Annotated in this window: 15 protein-coding genes; 8 read left to right on the top strand and 7 right to left on the bottom strand. The window is 76.8% G+C overall.

Annotated elements, in window-relative coordinates:
• Positions 1 to 41: 41 nt before the first annotated feature.
• Together ACI8AF_RS10290 and ACI8AF_RS10285 are read right to left on the bottom strand one after the other, a co-directional pair.
• Complete coding sequence (locus tag ACI8AF_RS10290) at positions 42 to 704, bottom strand: response regulator (protein WP_456539598.1); 663 nt, start codon at positions 702 to 704, stop codon at positions 42 to 44.
• On the bottom strand, positions 701 to 1,864 hold the full coding sequence (locus ACI8AF_RS10285; protein ID WP_456539597.1) for a sensor histidine kinase: 1,164 nt from the start codon (positions 1,862 to 1,864) through the stop codon (positions 701 to 703). Before ACI8AF_RS10285 ends, ACI8AF_RS10290 begins: the two co-directional genes overlap by 4 nt.
• A gap of 170 nt (positions 1,865 to 2,034) precedes the next feature.
• On the opposite strand from ACI8AF_RS10285, the gene ACI8AF_RS10280 reads away from it, so the two are divergent.
• Positions 2,035 to 2,667 (top strand): hypothetical protein, encoded by a 633-nt coding sequence (locus ACI8AF_RS10280; protein WP_456539596.1) that lies wholly within the window; start codon positions 2,035 to 2,037, stop codon positions 2,665 to 2,667.
• Positions 2,668 to 2,704: 37 nt separating this feature from the next.
• On the opposite strand, the gene ACI8AF_RS10275 is transcribed toward ACI8AF_RS10280, so the two are convergent.
• Positions 2,705 to 3,559: a patatin-like phospholipase family protein gene (locus tag ACI8AF_RS10275; protein ID WP_456539595.1), complete on the bottom strand. Its 855-nt coding sequence runs from the start codon at positions 3,557 to 3,559 to the stop codon at positions 2,705 to 2,707.
• Between the two features lie 71 nt (positions 3,560 to 3,630).
• Here ACI8AF_RS10275 and ACI8AF_RS10270 point away from each other — a divergent pair, with 71 nt between their 5' ends.
• Positions 3,631 to 5,376, top strand: a complete 1,746-nt coding sequence (locus ACI8AF_RS10270) for a class I adenylate-forming enzyme family protein (protein WP_456539594.1) — start codon at positions 3,631 to 3,633, stop codon at positions 5,374 to 5,376.
• 1 nt (position 5,377) lies between these two features.
• Here ACI8AF_RS10270 and ACI8AF_RS10265 read toward each other — a convergent pair whose 3' ends face one another.
• On the bottom strand, positions 5,378 to 5,863 hold the full coding sequence (locus ACI8AF_RS10265) for a dirigent protein (RefSeq protein ID WP_456539593.1): 486 nt from the start codon (positions 5,861 to 5,863) through the stop codon (positions 5,378 to 5,380).
• A 27-nt stretch (positions 5,864 to 5,890) separates the two neighbouring features.
• On the bottom strand, positions 5,891 to 6,364 hold the full coding sequence (locus tag ACI8AF_RS10260) for a hypothetical protein (RefSeq protein ID WP_456539592.1): 474 nt from the start codon (positions 6,362 to 6,364) through the stop codon (positions 5,891 to 5,893).
• A 171-nt stretch (positions 6,365 to 6,535) separates the two neighbouring features.
• Between ACI8AF_RS10260 and ACI8AF_RS10255 the strand changes: the two genes are divergently transcribed.
• The 3 genes from ACI8AF_RS10255 to ACI8AF_RS10245 are packed head-to-tail and all read left to right on the top strand — an operon-like array spanning position 6,536 to position 10,230.
• On the top strand, positions 6,536 to 8,488 hold the full coding sequence (locus ACI8AF_RS10255; RefSeq protein ID WP_456539591.1) for a histidine kinase: 1,953 nt from the start codon (positions 6,536 to 6,538) through the stop codon (positions 8,486 to 8,488).
• Positions 8,485 to 9,159 (top strand): response regulator, encoded by a 675-nt coding sequence (locus ACI8AF_RS10250; RefSeq protein WP_456539590.1) that lies wholly within the window; start codon positions 8,485 to 8,487, stop codon positions 9,157 to 9,159. Before ACI8AF_RS10255 ends, ACI8AF_RS10250 begins: the two co-directional genes overlap by 4 nt.
• Positions 9,160 to 9,183: 24 nt before the next feature.
• Positions 9,184 to 10,230 carry a potassium channel family protein gene (locus ACI8AF_RS10245; protein WP_456539633.1) on the top strand — a complete coding sequence of 349 codons (1,047 nt, stop codon included), beginning with the start codon at positions 9,184 to 9,186 and terminating at the stop codon, positions 10,228 to 10,230.
• A gap of 14 nt (positions 10,231 to 10,244) precedes the next feature.
• On the opposite strand, the gene ACI8AF_RS10240 is transcribed toward ACI8AF_RS10245, so the two are convergent.
• Positions 10,245 to 11,783 (bottom strand): adenylate/guanylate cyclase domain-containing protein, encoded by a 1,539-nt coding sequence (locus ACI8AF_RS10240; protein WP_456539589.1) that lies wholly within the window; start codon positions 11,781 to 11,783, stop codon positions 10,245 to 10,247.
• A gap of 149 nt (positions 11,784 to 11,932) precedes the next feature.
• Here ACI8AF_RS10240 and ACI8AF_RS10235 point away from each other — a divergent pair, with 149 nt between their 5' ends.
• On the top strand, positions 11,933 to 13,669 hold the full coding sequence (locus ACI8AF_RS10235; RefSeq protein WP_456539588.1) for a DUF2207 domain-containing protein: 1,737 nt from the start codon (positions 11,933 to 11,935) through the stop codon (positions 13,667 to 13,669).
• 4 nt (positions 13,670 to 13,673) lie between these two features.
• Here ACI8AF_RS10235 and ACI8AF_RS10230 read toward each other — a convergent pair whose 3' ends face one another.
• A complete protein-coding gene (locus ACI8AF_RS10230) occupies positions 13,674 to 14,588 on the bottom strand; it encodes a diguanylate cyclase domain-containing protein (protein ID WP_456539587.1) in 915 nt (304 codons plus the stop codon).
• Positions 14,589 to 14,949: 361 nt separating this feature from the next.
• Here ACI8AF_RS10230 and ACI8AF_RS10225 point away from each other — a divergent pair, with 361 nt between their 5' ends.
• Both ACI8AF_RS10225 and ACI8AF_RS10220 read left to right on the top strand, forming a co-directional pair.
• Complete coding sequence (locus ACI8AF_RS10225) at positions 14,950 to 16,755, top strand: BCCT family transporter (protein WP_456539586.1); 1,806 nt, start codon at positions 14,950 to 14,952, stop codon at positions 16,753 to 16,755.
• Positions 16,752 to 17,813, top strand: coding sequence for an FUSC family protein (locus ACI8AF_RS10220; protein ID WP_456539585.1), 1,062 nt, complete (start codon positions 16,752 to 16,754; stop codon positions 17,811 to 17,813). Before ACI8AF_RS10225 ends, ACI8AF_RS10220 begins: the two co-directional genes overlap by 4 nt.
• The last annotated feature ends 8 nt before the right edge of the window (positions 17,814 to 17,821 follow it).

The following is a 17,821-nucleotide window of genomic DNA, read 5'->3' as shown; positions in this document are numbered from 1 at the left end:
GCGCAGTCCCACGGCCGCGCTCTCCGCGCCGTGGGACTCCGCTACTCCCCCGGACGCACCAGGCCGGACTCGTAGGCGACGACGACGGCCTGCACGCGGTCGCGGACGCCGAGCTTGCCCAGCACCCGGGCGACGTGCGTCTTCACCGTGCCCTCGCCGAGCACCAACCGGTCGGCGATCTCGGCGTTGGACAGCCCGCGGGCCAGCAGCCGCAGCACCTCCACCTCGCGCGCGGTGAGCGAGTCGAGCCCGGGCAGCGGGGCGGGACGGCGCCCGGCGCGCGCCACGTGGTCGTCGAGCAGCCGGCGCAGCAGCGCGGGCGCGAGCAGCGCCTCCCCGCCGACCGCCGTGCGCACCGCCGCGGCCAGCTGCTCGCGCGGCATCGACTTCAGCAGGAACCCGGTGGCCCCGGCGCGCAGCGCCTCGACCACGTGCTCGTCGGCGTCGAACGTGGTGAGCACGACGACGGCGGTGCGCAGGTCGGGGTCGCCGCTGATCCGGCGGGCGGCGGCGATGCCGTCGACCCGGGGCATGCGCAGGTCGACCAGGACGACGTCGGGGCGCAGCTGCCGGCACAGCGCCACCGCCTCGGCACCGTCGCCGGCCTCGCCCACCACCTCCAGGTCGGGCTCGGCCTCGAGGATCATCCGCAGCCCGGCCCGCACCAGCGCCTCGTCGTCGGCGAGCAGCACCCGGACGCTCATGCGGCGACCGCGGCCGGCACGGGCAGGACGGCGGCCACCCGCCACCCCGCGCCGTCGGCCCGCGGGCCCGCGGTCAGCCGGCCGTCGAACAGGGCGACCCGCTCGCGCAGCCCGGCCAGCCCGAGGCCGGCCGACGGCCCACCGCCGGCGCCCGAGCCGTCGTCGGTCACCTCGATCCCGAGCTCGTCTTCGCCGTAGCGCAGCCGGACCACCAGCCGGCCGGCGGCGGCGTGCTTGAGCACGTTGGTCACCGCCTCCCGCACCACCCGCGAGGCGGTCGCCTCCACCCCGGCCGGCAGCGGGCGCTCCCCGCCCTCGACCACGAGCCGGGCGTCGACCCCGGTCGCGCGCGCCGCGGCGAGCAGGCGGTCGAGGTCGGCGAGGGTGCCGGGTGGCTCGGCGGTCTCCTCGCGCAGCACGCGCAGCAGGCGGTGCAGGTCGTCGAGCGCCGTCCGGCCGGCGGTCAGGACGACGTCGAGGGCCCGGGCGGCCGCGGGCTCGCGGCCCTGCAGCGCGGCCTGGGCGGCGTCGGCGTGCAGCAGCATGAGGGTGACGCCGTGGCCGACGACGTCGTGCATCTCGCGGGCGATCCGCCGGCGCTCGGCGGCCAGCGCGGCCTCCCGGGCGCGCTCCCCCTCGCGGACCCGCTCCCGGGCGGCCTGCGCCGCCCGCTCGGCGAGCACGGCGCGGTCCAGCCGCTCCCGCGCCAGCCGGGCGAAGACCCAGATGATCGCGGGGATCGCCAGGTTGGCCACCTCGTCGCCCGCGCTCACCTCCTCGGCGACGAACGGGTAGACCGCCACCGAGGCGAGCACCACGACCAGGCCGAGGACGGCGTCGCGCCGGCTGTCGGCGTACTGGGCCACCGAGTAGGTGAGCACCAGCAGCGCGGCGAAGCCGGCGACGACCGGCGCCTCGCCCACCACCGTCTGGAACGCCAGCCCGGCCGCGCCGGTCACGGTGGCGGCCAGCGGGCGGGACCGGCGCGCCACCAGGCTCAGCGTGATCACCGCGAACGCCACGTGCTGCAGCGGCCGGGGGCCGGCGACCTCGTCGGCGACCAGCAGCTCGACCTGCCCGACGACGGTGAGCACCAGCGCCAGCAGGCCGTCGCGCGCCTGCAGCGGCAGGGCCCGCCAGCGCCTCGCCATGCCCGACATGGCGGGAGCGTAGGGCGGCCGGCGGTCCCGCGGGATCGTCCGTGCGGGCGACCCGGGTCTGCCGCGCGGCAGAGGCGGGATGCCTCCGGCGGCGGACGACGACGGCGCCCGTCCTGCCGACGCTGGACGGTGCCCGGCGCGAGCCCGCGCCCGTCGTCCAGGAGGACCCGATGACCACCACGCCCGTGGCCGCCCCCGCCGTCCGCCGCCCCGCCCGCGCGCCGCTGCCCGCGCTGGCCGGCGTCGGCGCGCTCGCGGCCTTCGCCGGGGCCGCCGTCCTGTTCGCCGACCCGCTGGGCGGCGCCGGCAGCCCGGCCGAGGCGGCCGCCGCGCTGGAGGGCAGCGCGATCGGTCCCGCCGCGGTGCTGCTCGGCGGCTACGCCGTGCTGGCGAGCGCGGTGGCCGCCGGCCTGGCCACCCGGCTCGGCCGCGAGCGGGACGGCGCCGCGGTGCGGCTGCTGCCCGTGCTCGGTGCCGCGCACGTGCTGCTGCTGGCCGCCGCCTTCGTGGCGCTCGCGGCGGCGGTGGCGGTCGGGACGCAGGTCTTCGACGGTGCCGTCACGCCGGGCGCCACCGAGGCCGCGCTGGTGCTCACGAACGCGGCGCACCCGCTCTCGGCGTGGGTGGGGGTCGGCTTCCTCGCCGCCGTCGCCGTCGCGGCGCACCGGACCTCGCGGGCGCTGGCGGTGGTCAGCGCCGTCCTCGCCGTCGGGCTGGCGCTGCCGCCGGTCGGCTGGGCGGTCACCTACCTGCTGCCGCTGTGGTTCGCCGGCGTCGGCCTCTGGCTCTGGCGCCGTCCCTGAGTCGAGCGGAGGCTGCAGGCGCAGCAAACCTGCGTCCTCAGCCTCCGTTCCAGACGGCGGCGACGCGGTCGGCGACCGTCTTCGCCTGGGCCCGGCCGGCCCGCGCCGAGGGCGCGCGGGCGGCCGGGTCGAGCACGTTGCGGCCGATCGCCGCGCGGCTGCCCTCGTCCGGCGTGACGACGGCGGCCTGCGCGCCCAGCGCGCCCACCTGCGCGGCGACGGCGGTCATCGGCCCCACCCCGCGGGCGATGGGCGCCAGGACGACGACCCGCTCGTAGCCGCGCGCCAGGTCGGCGTTGGACGCCGACCGCATGCCGCCGTCGACGTAGCGCCGGCCGTCGACGGTCACCGGCGGGTAGACGCCGGGCACCGCGCACGACGCCGCGACCGCCCGCAGCAGCGGGACGCCGGAGTCGCGGTCGAGCGGCCGGAACTCCCCGGTGACGGCGTCGACCGCGGTCACGACCAGGCGCCGCTCGGGCCACTCCCTGCTGAGCAGCCGCGAGCCGATGACGTCGAGCCGCTCCTGCTCGGTCGGCGTCAGCCCGGCCGCCTCGGCCCTGAGCGCCAGCGCGCCGACCCGGCGGCGGAACTCGACGTCCCGGCCCCGGCTGGCCAGCATCGCCCAGCCGTAGCGGGCCAGGTTCGCCCGCGTCATGCGCGCGACCCGCTCCGCCGACGGCGGCTCGAGCTGCCGCTCGAAGAGGAAGTCCGGAGTCCCGCCGCAGGTCACCTGCGCGCCCACCACCGAGCCGGCCGACGTCCCGACGACCAGATCGGCACCGGTCAGGTCGACGCCCGCCTCGGCCAGCCCGGCCAGCACGCCGATCTCCCACGCGATGCCTGTGATCCCTCCGCCGCCGAGGACCAGCGCGGTGCGCTGCGACGCCATCCCTCCCCCTCCCTCCCGTGACCTGCGTCACGCTAACGTGCCGGTACCCGCCCGTATCGGAGAGGACCAGCATGACCGCCACGCAGCCCGCCCCCGCCACCGCCGCCAGCTGGCCGCCCGGGCTGCCCCGCACCCTGGACTACCCGCAGGTGCCGGTCGGGTCGATCCTGCGCGGCGCCGTGCGGCGGTGGGGCGACCGGACGGCGTTCGTCGACCACGACGTCCCGCTGACGTTCACCGAGCTGGGGCAGCGGGCGCACGCGGTGGCGAACTGGCTCGCCGACCACGGCGTCGGCCGCGGGGACGTCGTCGCCGTCCACATCCCGAACTGCCGCCAGTACCCGGCCGTCTACTACGGGATCCTGCTGGCCGGGGCCACCTTCTCCCCCACCAACCCGCTGCTGCCCGCCCCCGACCTGGCCGCGCAGCTCACCGACGCCGGCGCGACGGTCGTCGTCACCTGGGACCAGGTGCTCCCGTTCGTCCGCGAGGCCCTCGCCGCGACCCCGGTCGAGACCGTCGTGGTCACCGGCGAGGCGCACATCCTCGACTTCGCCGCCCGTCTGCCCGGGCTGACCGACACCGACGTCGACCTGGCCGACCTGCTGGCCGCCGACCCCGCCGACCGGCACCTCGACGCCGGCGTCGACGTCGCCGCCGACCTCGCCCACCTGGCCTACACCGGCGGCACCACCGGCGTGAGCAAGGGCGTCGAGCTGCCGCACCGCAACGTCGTCACCAACGTGCTGCAGGCGGCCTGCTGGACGTCCGGCTTGCTGCCCGCCCTCGACGACGAGGGCGACGTGACGCTGCGGCAGGTGGGCAGCGCCGAGGAGTTCCCCACCCGGCTCGGGACGGCGGTGCTGGTCAACCTCACGCCCTGGTTCCACGCGATGGGCGCGATCGGCTACCTCAACGGCATGGTGCTGGCCGGGACCACGGTCGTGGTCCACATGCGCTTCGACCCGGCCGCCTACGTCGCCGACGCGGTGAAGCACCGGGTCACCAGCATCGGCGGGGCGCCGCCGGTGTTCGTGGCGCTGCTGCAGGTGCCGGGCATCGAGACCGTCGACCTGTCCAGCGTGCGCGGCATCTCGAGCGGCGCCGCGCCGCTGCCGGTGCCGCTGATCGAGAAGCTCGAGGCGCTGCTGCCGGACGCGGTCATCGGCGAGGGCTACGGACTCACCGAGGTGACCATGATGGCCACCGGCAACCCGTCGTTCGTGTCCGGCACCCGCAAGGCCGGCACCGTGGGCGTGCCGATCTTCGACACCGAGATCTCGATCCAGCCGCTCGGCGGCGGCGCCCCGCTGCCGCCCGGCGAGCGCGGTGAGGTGTGCATCCGCGGCCCGCAGGTGATGCGCGGCTACGCCCACCGCCCGGAGGCGACGGCCGAGGCGATCGACGCCGACGGCTGGTTCCACTCCGGCGACGTGGGGATCCTCGACGAGGACGGCTACCTGTCGATCGTCGACCGGACCAAGGACATGCTGCTCTACAAGGGCTACAACGTGTTCCCGCGCGAGCTCGAGGAGATCCTGTTCGGGCTGCCGGGGGTGGCCGGTGCGGCGGTGGTCGGGCGCCCCGACGAGGAGGCCGGGGAGCTGCCGGTCGCCTACGTCGTCCGCAAGGCCGACGACGCCGGCGCGGGCTTGACCGCCGAGTCGGTGATGGCCGCGGTCAACGAGCGGGTGGTGCCCTACAAGCGGTTGCGCGACGTCGTGTTCATCGACGCGATCCCCGTCTCGGCGGCCGGCAAGGTGCTCAAGCGCGAGCTCGCCGCCCGCGAGCGGGCGGCGAGCTCGGGAGTGCAGTAGGTCAGCGGAGCCGGATCTCGAGGTCGACGGCGTCGAACCCGTCGACCTGGTCGTCCCGGAAGGTGCCGGTCGCCTCACCGCTCGCGGCGCGGTAGCGACCGGTGCCGCCGGTGACCGCCCAGCGGAACTCGGTCGGGCCCACCGACGGGTCCTCGTCGAAGCCGCCCTGCAGGGTCAGCGACGAGCCGTTGTCGAAGAGCACGGTGGCGGAGCAGTACGCCGACAGGCTGGTCTCCGAGAAGCTGGTGATCGTGCACGCGCCCTCCGCGGTGCCCGCGCGGCGGCCGTCGCGCTGGCGGACCTCGTCGTGGAACACCTGCACGTCGCCGGGCCCCGGCTCCCCGGGGGCGAGGTCGAGGTCGGTGTTGCCCGAGGCGATGGTGGTGAGGCGCAGGGTCTGGTCGGCGGCGGCGGGCACGGTGCCGAGCACGGTGGCGCCGGCGACGACGGCGGCCAGGGCGAGGACGGTGCGGCGGGAGCGGGACATGGCGGTCTCCTGAGGGGGTCGGTGCGGTCAGCCGGTGACGGCGAGCCAGCCGGCGGACAGGACGGTGAGGACGGCGAGCGCGACGGCGACCGCCGCGGCGGGCGGGGTGCCGCCCCGGCGGGACCGGGCGTCGACGGCGAGCCCCAGGGCGCCGGCGGCCAGGACGGCGGGCAGCGCCGTCCAGAAGACGACCAGGCTGAGCACCGCCACGACGGCGAGCCCGAGCGCGCGGCGGGCGGTCCGCCCCGGCTCGCGACCGCGGGCTGCGGCGGTGAAGGCCGTGGTGGCGAGCGCGCCGACGACCACGAAGCCGACCAGGGCGGCCAAGGCGGCCCAGCCACCGTCGTCGTGGAAGCCGACCTCCCAGCCACCGGCGGTCTTCCACGGGGTGCCGACGTACTGGCCGACGAGGCCGAAGGCCAGGCCGGCGACGGCGCCGCCGGCGACGAACGGGTCGGGGCGCAGGCGGGTGGGGCGCCGGGTGACGGAGTCGACGGTCATGGTGGGCCTCCTCGGACGGGGATCGGCCGGTGTTCCCGGCCGGGCTCACCGTCCCGATCCCGGGCGTCCCCCCGCCTGAGCCGGGAGCAGGCACCCGGCCGGGACGGTTTCCCGGTCGATCCGGGACACGAGGAGGGCCACCCGGGACGTCCGCGGCCGCAGACTGTCGCCGTGCGCCTCCGCAGGTCCGGGACCGCCGCCGCCGTCGCGGCCACCGCGCTCTGCGTCGCGGCGCTGGGGCTCGCCGTGTGGGTGAACGCGCACGTCCCCGGGGCACCGCACTCCGTCGTCGGCGGGGTGTGGGCGGTGCTCACCGCGGCCGTGGGGGCGGGGGTCGTCGCGGCCCGGCCGGGCAACGCGGTCGGCTGGGTCGTGGTCGCCAGCGGGCTGCTGCAGGCCGGCAGCGTCGGGCTGGGCGCGTACGGCGGCTACGGCGTGGACGTCGCCGATCCGCAGTGGCCGCTGGCGCGGTACGCCGCGCAGGCCGGCTCGATGCTCTGGATCCCCTCGCTGCTGCTGCCGGCCACCGTCCTCGTCGCCCTCTACCCGACCGGCCGGCTGACCTCGCGCTGGACCCGCTGGCCGGCGTGGGCGGCCGGCGCCGGCCTGGCGGTGCTCACGGTCCTGGCCAGCTTCGACCCGGCCGCCTACGACGACTTCGTGTCCTCCGGTCCGCCCCCGCTCACGCTCCCCTCCTGGTGGCCCACGACCGCCGTGGCCGTCGTCGGGGCGGCGGCGCTGGCCGGCGGCGCGGCGGCGATCTGGATCGGCGCCGGCGTGCGGCTCGCCCGGGCCCGGCCGCCGGAGCGGCAGCAGCTGGCCTGGTTGGTGTGCGTGGTCCTGCCGCTGCTCGTGGTGATCTTCCTCGTGCCGGCCCCCGAGTGGCTGTTCGGGTTGAGCGCGGTGCTGGTCCCGGTCGCCCTCGCCGTCGGGGTGGTGCGCTACCGGCTGCTCGGCATCGTGGTCACCCGGACGCTGGTCTACGGCGTGCTCACCGGCGCCGTCCTGCTGGCGTGGCTGGCGCTCGCGGCGGTCGCCGCCGCTGCCCTCGGCCGCACGCTCTCGCCGGTCCCCGGTGCCGTGGCCGCGGCCCTGGTGGCGGTGGCGCTGAGCCCGGCGCGGTCGCGGCTGCAGGTGGCGGCCGACCGCCTCGTCTACGGCGAACGACGGGACCCGGTGGCCGCGGTGGCCCGGCTGGGCGACCGGGTGGCCGACGTCGAGGAGGCCGACCTGCTGCCCGCGGTCCTGGAGACCGTCACGACGGCGCTGCATGCGCCCGGTGCCGCGGTGACGGACCCCGCCGGCCGGACGACGGCGGCGACCGGCGACCTCGTGCCCGACGACGCGGTCCGGCTGCCGCTGCGCGTCGGCGGCCGCGCGGTCGGCACCCTCGCCGTCGCGCGCCGGGGCAGCGGCGAGGCGTTCACCGCGGGCGACGAGCGGCTGCTCGCGGTGCTGGCGCCGCAGGTCGCGGCCGTCGTCCGGGCGCTGGAACTGGCCGACTCCCTCGAGCGCGAGCGCGACCGGGTGCTGACCGCGACGCACGCCGAGCGCGACCGCATCCGCCGGGACCTGCACGACGGGCTGGGTCCGTCGCTGGCCGGGATCAGCCTCGGCGTGCAGGCGCTGCAGGGACAGCAGGCCGCCTCCCCCCTGCTGGCGCGGCTGCGCGAGGAGGTCGACTCGGCGGTCGGCGAGGTGCGCCGCATCATCGACGGGCTGCGCCCCGCGGCGCTCGACGACGTCGGGCTGGTCCCGGCCATCGAGCGCCACGCGCAGGCCGTGTCGGCCTCGGTACCGGTGCGGGTCTCCGCCGGTGAGCTGCCGCCCCTGCCGCCGGACGTGGAGACCGCTGCGCTGCGCATCGCCCAGGAGGCGCTGACCAACGTCGCGCGCCACTCGGGCGCGGGCCGCGCCGAGGTCGGCCTGCGGGCCCGCGGCGGCCGGCTGGAGCTGACGGTGTGCGACGACGGGGCCGGCATCTCCGGGAACGGCGGGCGCCCCGACGGGGTCGGGCTGGCGTCGATGCGGACGCGGGCCCGCGCCGTCGGCGGGGACCTCACCGTCACCAGCGGTCCCGAGGGCACCCGCGTGGTGGCGGCCCTGCCGGTGGGCACGCCGTGACGGCGGTGCGGGTCGTCGTCGCCGACGACCACCCGATGTACCGCTTCGGCCTGCGCGCGGTCCTGGACGCCGCCCCCGAGGTGGACGTCGTCGGTGAGGCCGCGGACGGGCAGGAGCTGCTCGCCGTGGTCGCCCGGCACGCCCCGGACGTCGTGCTCACCGACCTGTCGATGCCCCGGCTGTCGGGCACCGCGGCGATCGCCGAGCTGGCCCGGCTCGCCCCGGGGACCGGGGTCCTGGTGCTCACCATGCACGAGGACGACGCCTCGCTGTTCGCCGCCCTGCGCGCCGGGGCCCGCGGCTACCTGCTGAAGGGGGCGGACCAGGAGGAGATCGTCCGCGCCGTGCTCACCGTCGCCCGCGGTGACGCGGTCTACGGCGCGGCCGTCGCCCGGCGGATCGTCGACTTCTACACCGGGGTCGCCGCCGACTACCGGGTGACGGCGTTCCCGCAGCTCACCGAGCGGGAGCGCGAGGTGCTGGAGCTGCTCGCGGCGGGCCTGCGGAACGGGGAGATCGCCCGGCGGCTGGTGCTGTCGGAGAAGACGGTGCGCAACCACGTCTCCGCCGTCCTGGTGAAGCTGCAGGTCCCCGACCGGGCCGCGGCCGTCGCCCGTGCGCGTGACGCGGGACTCGGCGGTCCGGCGTCCACCGCGAACCCGGACCGCTGAACGGTTATCGTCCCGCCCGTGTTCATGGGCAAGCGGACGGCCGAGCGCCGGGACGACCCCCACACCGGGGTGCACCTGGCGCACGTCGAGGAGTCGCCGCTGCGCCAGGTGGGACGGCGCGTGGTCCTGGCGGTCGTCGTCCTCGCGGTCACCGTCGCGATCATCTACCTCGACCGGGACGGCTACCGCGACGGCGACGCCGTCGGCCTGTCCCTGCTCGACTCGCTGTACTACGCCACGGTCACGCTCTCGACGACCGGCTACGGCGACATCACGCCGATCACACCGGGCGCCCGCCTGGTCAACATCCTGGTGATCACGCCCCTGCGGATCGCCTTCCTGCTCATCCTCATCGGGACGACCCTCGAGGCGCTCACCGCGCGCTCGCAGGAGGAGTTCCGCATCCGTCGCTGGAGGTCACGCGTGCGCCAGCACGTCGTCGTGTGCGGGTACGGCACCAAGGGGCGCAGCGCGATCCGCTCGCTGCAGGCCACCGGGACGCCGCCGGAGCAGATCGTCGTCGTCGACCCGAATCCCGCCGCGGTCGAGGAGGCCACGGCCAGCGGGCTCACCGGCATCGTCGGCGACGCCGGCCGCACCGAGGTGCTGCGGCGGGCGGCGGTGGAGAAGGCGCGGTCGGTGATCGTGGCCGCCAACCGCGACGACGCCGCCGTGCTCATCACGCTCACGGTGCGCCAGCTCAACCCCGGCGTGCCGATCACCACCAGCGTCCGGGAGGAGGAGAACGCCCAGCTCCTCAGACAGTCCGGCGCCGACACGGTCATCACCACCTCGGCCACCTCCGGACGGTTGATGGGGCTGTCAACCGCGGCCCCGCGCGTGGTCTCGGTGGTCGAGGACCTGCTCACCTCCGGCCACGGCCTCGACCTCAACCAGCGGCAGGTCAAGTCCGGCGAGGTCGGGCTGGACCCGCGGCAGCTGCGCGACGTCGTCCTCACCGTCACCCGCGGCTCGCAGACGTTCCGCTTCGACGACCCGCTGATCGGCAACCTCGAGACCGGCGACGTCCTCGTCGTGGTCAAGGCGCACGGCCCGCAGTCCGCCGCCTGAGAAAGGACCCCGTCCTACCCACCCCTCGCAAGCTCGGGGCGGGACCCGGGACGGGGCCTCCCCAACACCCAGGTGCCGGTCGCCTCGCCGCGCCCGCGCAGCTCGACCTCGCCGTCGCGGACCCAGTGCTCGCGCTCGCCCGGCGCGGCGGCGAGCACCGTGGGCTCGCTGGCCACCACCCGGCCGGCGTCCTCCTTGGCCAGCTCGGTCAGCCGCGCCGCCTCGTTGACCGGGTCGCCGATGACCGTGTACTCCAGCCGGCTCGCCGCCCCCACCTGACCGGCCCACGCCTGGCCGCAGGCCACGCCGACGCCGATGTCGACCTCGCCGGCCGCCTGCACCCCGTCGCAGATCCGCCGCGCCGCGCGCAGCGCCGCACCCGCCGGGTCGGGGTGCTCGGTGGGCGCGCCGAAGACGCACAGCGCCGCGTCGCCCTCGAACTTGTTCACCAGCCCGCCCTCGGCCTCGACGGTCTCGACGACCACCTCGAAGAAGCGGTTGAGCAGCCCGACCATGCGCTCGGGGCCGGTGCGGCGGACCAGCGAGGTCGAGCCGACGATGTCGACGAACAGCGCCGCGACCGTGCGCACCTCGCCGCCGAGCTCCACCCCCGCGTCCAGCGCCCGCTGCGCCACCGTCGTCCCCACGTGCCGGCCGAACAGGTCGCGCAGCCGCTCCCGCTCGGCCAGCCCGGCGGCCATGCTGTTGACCCCCTCCTGCAGCAGGCCGATCTCGCCGGCGTCGTCGACGACCACGCTGGCGGTGTAGTCGCCACCGCCCACCCGCTGCACCGCCCGGCGCAGGTCGCGCAGCGGCTGGCCGACGTAGCGCGCGGTCAGCAGCGTGGCGAGCGCACCCACCAGGACGGCGACGACGGAGAGGAAGACGACGGCGGTGCGCCCCGGCCCGTCGGGGTTGCTGGGGTCGAGGAACAGCAGCACGAGGCCGAGCAGGGGCACCCCGCTGGTCAGCGCCCAGGTGAGCAGCAGGCGCGGGCGGACACCGAGGGTGAGCCGGCCGGCCGGGGGGTGCGCCGCCAGCGCCCGCGCGGTCACCGCCCGCGCGGCCCGCGCGACGAGCAGGTAGGTGACACCGGCGGTGACGACGCCGCCGAGCGCGGTGGCCACCCCGGTGCGGATGCCGACCCGGGCGTCGGGGAAGGCGACGGCCGAGACGACGCCGATGAGCACCGCCGCCACCAGCCAGGTGACCGCAGCGACCACGGCGGTGTCGACCGGCAGCCGCAGCGCGTGCGCCGCCTCCCCCGGAGTGGGCTCCCGGCCGGCCGTCAGCCAGGCGTTGGTGACCCGCTGGCGGCGCAGCCCCACCAGCGTCCCGACCGGCAGGGCGAGCACCGTGTACGCCAGCGCGGTCCACAGGACGGCGGCCCGGCCGTCGCCGGAGTCCCCGCCGGAGACGCCGACCAGCAGCAGGACCACCGTGCCGACGCCGACCAGGTTGGCGACGTTGACCAGCAGGACGATCAGCGGCACGGCGCCGCGGCCGCTCGGCGCCCACGAGGCCAGGGCGTCGGCGCGGCGCAGGGTGCTCACGCCGGGGTCAACGAGCCCGCGAGCGGCTCGCAACGGCGCGTCGCCCGATCGTGATCACCCGGTCATGATCACGGACCCGCACGGGCGGCGCGCGCCGGGAACCCCATGGTGTGACGCCGGTCCGGTAGAAGATCCCGCGGAGGTGGGGCATGGCGGGCACGGGTGGGCTCACGGGCAACCGGCGGCGCCGGCGGATCGATGCCGTCGTCCTGGTCGTGCTGCTCGGCCTGGTGGCGCTGGCGACGCTGCTGGCCACCCGGGTCGCGTCCGGGGAGCGCGTCGCCCGGCTCTGGGTGGGCGCGGTCGTGGCCGCCGACGGCAGCGCCCGGGTGGTCGAGGTCGTCGACTACGACTTCGGGGCGAACGACCGTCACGGCATCTACCGGTCGATCCCCGACCTGCGCGAGGAGGACCCGGTGGAGGTCTCCTCCCCCACCGCGCCCGACGAGTTCGAGCTGCGCACCACCTACGGCGCCTACCTGCAGATCGGCGACCCGTTCGAGACGGTCTCCGGCCAGCACCGGTACGTCGTCGAGTACACGCTCGAGGACGTGGTCTCCCCGGAGGGGGAGCTCGCGTGGGACGCGGTCGGCAGCGACTGGGACGTGCCGATCGTCGAGGCCGAGGTGCACGTGGTGGCCGCGACCGAGCTGACGGACGGCGTGTGCGTGGCCGGGCGGTACGCCTCCACCGACCCGTGCCCGCTGCGCGAGGAGGCACCCGGGCACCTCGTCGCGGAGGCCGCCGACCTCGACGTCGGCGAGGGGGTCACGGTCTCGGCGGTCCCCGGCGCCGCGCTGACCGGGGCGGCCGCCCTGCCCGGGGCACCGGCGGTGGTCGAGCCCGACGGCACCGGCGTGCTCGCCCCCGCAGCGCTCTTCACCGGGATCGTCCTGCTGTGCGGGCTGGTGGTGGCGTGGCTGCTCCGGCGGGCCGGCCGGGAGCACGTCCCCACCGTCGGCATCCCGTCCCTCGCCGGCCCCGGCGAACAGGCGCGGATCGACCTCGACGAGCTGGCGGCGCACGCCGGCCCCTCGTCCGCGCTGCCCGAGGGGCTGGGCCCCGCGCAGGGCGGCGTGCTGCGGGACGGGTACGTCTTCGGCCGGCACCAGGCGGCCTGGCTGGTGGAGGCGGCCGTCGACGGCGACCTCGACATCCGGCCCGGGACGACGGAGAGGACGTCGGTGCTGGTGCGCCTGCGCGACGACGGCCCGCGCGCGCCGCTGCTCGACCTGGCCTTCCGCGGCCGGCGGCGGCTGACGCTGGGCACCTACGACCAGGACTTCGCCGCGTTCTGGAAGGCCCTCGCCCGCGACCTGCGCACCTGGCGGCGCACCTCGGGACTCGTCGACGTCCGGGCCGAGCGCCGCGCCAGGTGGACCCGCTGGACCGCCTCCCTGGCCGGGCTGGCCGGCATCGGGATCACCTGGTGGGGCGCCGCGGTGGCCGCGCACGCGGCGGACCGCGGCCTGCTGCTCACCGCGGTCGGCGGCGTGCTCGCCGGCGTCGGGCTGTCCACCGCCGTGCGCGGCTGGGAGCTGCGGGTGCTCACGCCGCAGGGCGCGACGGCCTGGCTGCGCACGGAGTCGCTGCGGCTGTTCCTCGCCTCGGGATCCGGCACGGCGGTCGACGAGGTGGGCGACGAGCTGGGCCGCTACACCGCCTGGGCGGTGGCGCTGGGCGTCTCCGACCGGTGGAAGCAGCTGGCGTCGCTCGTCGGCGCCCGCACCGGGGCCGGCCCCGACGTCCTCCACCTCACCACGCTGGGGCCGACGTTCGTCTCCGGCTGCTCGGCGGCGAGCACGGCGCCGTCGTCGTCCGGCGGCGGGAGCGGCGGTGGGAGCGTCGGCGGCGGCTCCGGCGGAGGGGGCGGCGGCTCCTGGTGAGCCGCTACCCGCGGCGGCGCCGCCGCTTGCGCTCGTACATCGCGGCGTCGGCGGCGGCCAGCACCGCGGCGGCGGTGCGCCCGGGCGCGTCGACGACGGTCATCCCGACGCTGACGCGCAGCGGCACGGTCAGGTCGGTGAGCGACAGGGGCTCGGCGCAGACGGCCTCCAGCCGGTCGCGCAGCCGCTGCGCGGCCGCCTCGTCGGGCAGGTGGGCCACGAGGGCGAACTCGTCGCCGCCGAGCCGGGCGACCGTGTCGGCCTCGCGCCGGACCTCGCGCAGCCGGCTGGCGAGCACGACCAGCAGCAGGTCACCGGCCTCGTGCCCGTGCTGGTCGTTGACGTCCTTGAAGTCGTCGACGTCGAGGTAGCAGACGGCGACGACGCCGCCGTCCCGGTCCCGCGCGCGCAGCGCCGCGTCGATGTCGTCGTCGAGCAGCGCCCGGTTGCGGACGCCGGTGAGCGGGTCGTGCAGGGCCAGGCGGGAGAGCTCCGCGTCGCGCAGCCGCCGGGCGTCGATGTCCTCGATCGCCGCGACCGCGCCCCACGGCAGGCCGTGCGAGTCGCGCAGCAGGTGGGCGGTGACCCGCACCCACAGCAACCGGCCGTCGGCGTGCCGCAGTCGCTTCTCCACCGGCTGCCCCCGGCCCTCTGCGACCAGCGACCGGGTGGCGGCGTCGTCGAGGGCGAGGTCCTCGGGCAGGGTGAGCGCGCGGTAGCTGGTGCCGAGCAGCTGCTCGGCGGAGTAGCCGAGCAGCAGGCAGAGCATGCGGTTGACCCGGACCCAGTTGCCCGTGCCGTCGGTGACGGCGAGGGCGACCGGCGACTCCTCGAAGGCCGCCCCGGCCAAGGCGTCGCCGACCGGTCCCTGCGCCTGCTCGACCGGCTCGGCGGGGCGGGGGTGCGGGGCGGTGGTCACGGTCGGGCTCCGGGATGCGGCGGACGGAGCGACAGCGTACGTCGCCGTTCCGGCACCTCCAGGAGCTGCAGCCGGTCGGATCACCCGGAGGGAGCACCGCCCGGGCCGCTGCCGGAGTGGTTCGGCCGCCCCGCACCGGGGAACCGATCCGGGGGCAGGAGCGGGTGCACCCCGCTCCGCCACGCGGGCAGCAGCTCCCGCAGCCGAGCCGTGCCCCGAATTGCGGACGATCTCGTGTCGTCCGACCCTGTCCGCAGTGGACCGGGGCGCGCGCCCGGGAGCCGGACCGCCCTCACCCGAGGGCCTGGTCCCCTGGACGACCGAACGGAGGAGCGCCCCCGCGGGGGCGCCGCACCCGCCTGTGACGACGACCCCCACCGCCCCACCCAGCCGGCCCGGCCCCGAGCCGGTGCTCGACGCCGACACCGACCAGCACCCGGCGATCGCCGAGCCGCCACCCGCCGTGGCCGACGGGAAGGGCGCGCTCGACCGCGTGGTCTTCGCCGTCGCCGCCGTCCTCGCCCTCTCGTTCGTCGCCTGGGGGTTCCTCAGCCCCGCCGGCCTCGGCTCGGCGAGCGGCACGGCCCTGACCTGGATCGAGGAGAACCTCGGCTGGCTGTTCGTGACCCTGGCCTCCGCGTTCGTCGTGTACGTGCTGTGGCTGGCGGCCAGCCGGTACGGGCGCATCCCGCTCGGCCGCGACGGCGAGGCGCCGGAGTTCCGGACGGTGTCGTGGGTGGCGATGATGTTCAGCGCCGGGATGGGCATCGGTCTGATGTTCTACGGCGTCGCCGAGCCGCTGGCCCACTACGTCGCGCCCCCGCCGCGGACGGTCGCCGCGGAGACGCCGGAGGCGTTGCAGACCGCCATGGCGACGACGCTGTTCCACTGGACGCTCCACCCGTGGGCGATCTACGCCGTGGTGGGCCTGGCCATCGCGTACGGCACGTTCCGCCGCGGCCGCAAGCAGCTGTTCAGCGCGGCCTTCGAGCCGCTGTTCGGGCGGCGCCGCACCGAGGGCCCGGCCGGCAAGGTCGTCGACGTCCTCGCCATCTTCGCCACGCTCTTCGGCTCCGCGGCCTCGCTGGGCCTGGGCGCGCTGCAGATCGGCAGCGGCATGGAGATCCTGGGCTGGGCCGGGGACGTCGGCAACGCCGTCCTGGTCGCGGTCATCGCCGTGCTGACCGCCGCGTTCGTCGCCTCGGCGGTCTCGGGGATCGCCAAGGGCATCCAGTGGTTGTCCAACACCAACATGGTGCTCGCCGTCGTCCTGGCCGTGTTCGTGTTCGTGGCCGGGCCCACGGTGCTGATCCTCAACCTGCTGCCCGGCGCCGTCGGCGGCTACTTCGCCGACGTCGCCCAGATGGCCGCCCGCACCGAGGCCAGCGGTGGCGACGCGACGGCCGAGTGGCTGCGCGGCTGGACCGTCTTCTACTGGGCGTGGTGGATCTCCTGGACGCCGTTCGTCGGCCTCTTCATCGCCCGGATCAGCCGCGGCCGCACGATCCGGCAGTTCGTCACCGGCGTCCTGCTCGTGCCCAGCGTGGTCAGCCTGCTGTGGTTCGCCGTCTTCGGCGGGGCCGGCATCGCCGCCCAGCGGGACGGCGCCGACGTCGCGGGGCAGGCCACCCCGGAGGGGCAGCTGTTCGGGGTGCTGGCCGGGTACCCGCTCGCCACCGTGCTGACGGTGCTCGTCGTCGTGCTGGTGGCCATCTTCTTCGTCTCCGGCGCCGACGCGGCCTCGATCGTCATGGGCTCGCTGTCCGAGGGCGGCACCCTCGCGCCGCGCCGCCGGACCGTCGTGTTCTGGGGCGTCGTGATGGGCGCGGTGGCGGCGGTGATGCTGCTGGTGGGCGGCGACGAGGCGCTCACCGGGCTGCAGAACCTGACGATCATCGCGGCGCTGCCGTTCGCCGTCGTCATGGTGGGACTGGCCGTCTCCCTCGCCAAGGACCTGCGGTCGGACCCCGCGGTGCTGCGCCGCACGGTGGCCACCGAGGCCGTCGAGCAGGCCGTGGTCGAGGGGCTCACCCGGCACGGCGACGACTTCGTGCTCGTGGTCGAGGCCTCCGGCGGGGACGGTCGGGCGGTGCAGTTCGAGGGGAACGTAGTCGCCGCGGTACCCGCGGACCCGGCCCCGGCGGACCCGGTGCGCCGGCCCGGGTGAGCGACCTCCGGGAGCTCCTGCGCGAGCCCTGGGTCCAGCGGGGGGTGCGGGCGGCGGTCGCGGCGGCGCTGGCGTGGCAGGTGGCGACCCTGCTGCCGGCGCCGCTGTCCTCGTACGCCTACTACGCGCCGCTGGGCGCGGTCATCGCGGTGCACCCCACGGTCGCCGACTCCGCCGCCGCGGCGTGGCGCACGGTCGTGGCGATCCTGCTCGGCTTCTCCCTCGCCGTGGTCGTGCACGAGGTGACCGAGCCGGTCCCGGACGCGCTGACCATCGCGCTGATCGTGGGGCTGGCGATCGCCGTCGAGCAGTGGCGCGCGCTGCAGGAGCACGCCAGCTGGGTCAGCTTCGCCGCCGTCCTCATGCTGACCGTGGGGACGGCGGCCGACCCGGCCCGCTACGCCCTGGCCTACGCCGGGCTGACGCTGCTGGGCGCGGCCATCGGTGTCCTGGTGACCACGCTGCTGTTCCCGCCGCTGCAGCTCACCACCGCCGTGCGCCGCATCGCCGCCACCCGCGCGCTGCTGGCCCGGCACCTGCGCGACATCGCCGCCGCCCTCCGGCGCGGTGAGGTGCCGTCGCCCGACGAGTGGGTGCGCCGCGGCCGGGACCTCGAGGTGGCGCTGGAGGGGATGCGCTCCGCCGAGGCGGTGGTGGAGCGGGCGCGCCGGGCCAATCCCCGCGCGCGGCGCTGGGGCGGGACCGCGGCCGGCATCCGGGACCAGTCCCGGGCGCTGGACCGGGTCGCCGTCCTCGTCGACGACCTGACCACGCTCGTCGTCGAGTTCCAGCCGCACCACCGGGGGCTGGACCGGGTGGACGGCGGCACGGGATGGGTCCTGGCCGACGCGCTCGACGGGCTGGCCGACGTGGTCTGCGCCCCCACCGGCGACGCCCGTCCGGCGGCGATCGAGTCCGCCGGGACGGCGCTGCAGCGGCTGACGACGCTGCTGCGCACCTCCGAGGTCGCCGACGACGAGGGCTTCTTCGCGCTGGGGGCGGTCACCGTCGGCATGTACCGCTCGCTGGACGCGCTGGGAGCGCGGGCCACCCGTTGACGTAGCTG

This window comes from Blastococcus sp. SYSU D00669 (genome assembly GCF_054050715.1).
Note: the sequence above shows the minus strand (reverse complement) of the source record. Positions and strands in the feature narration are given on the sequence as shown.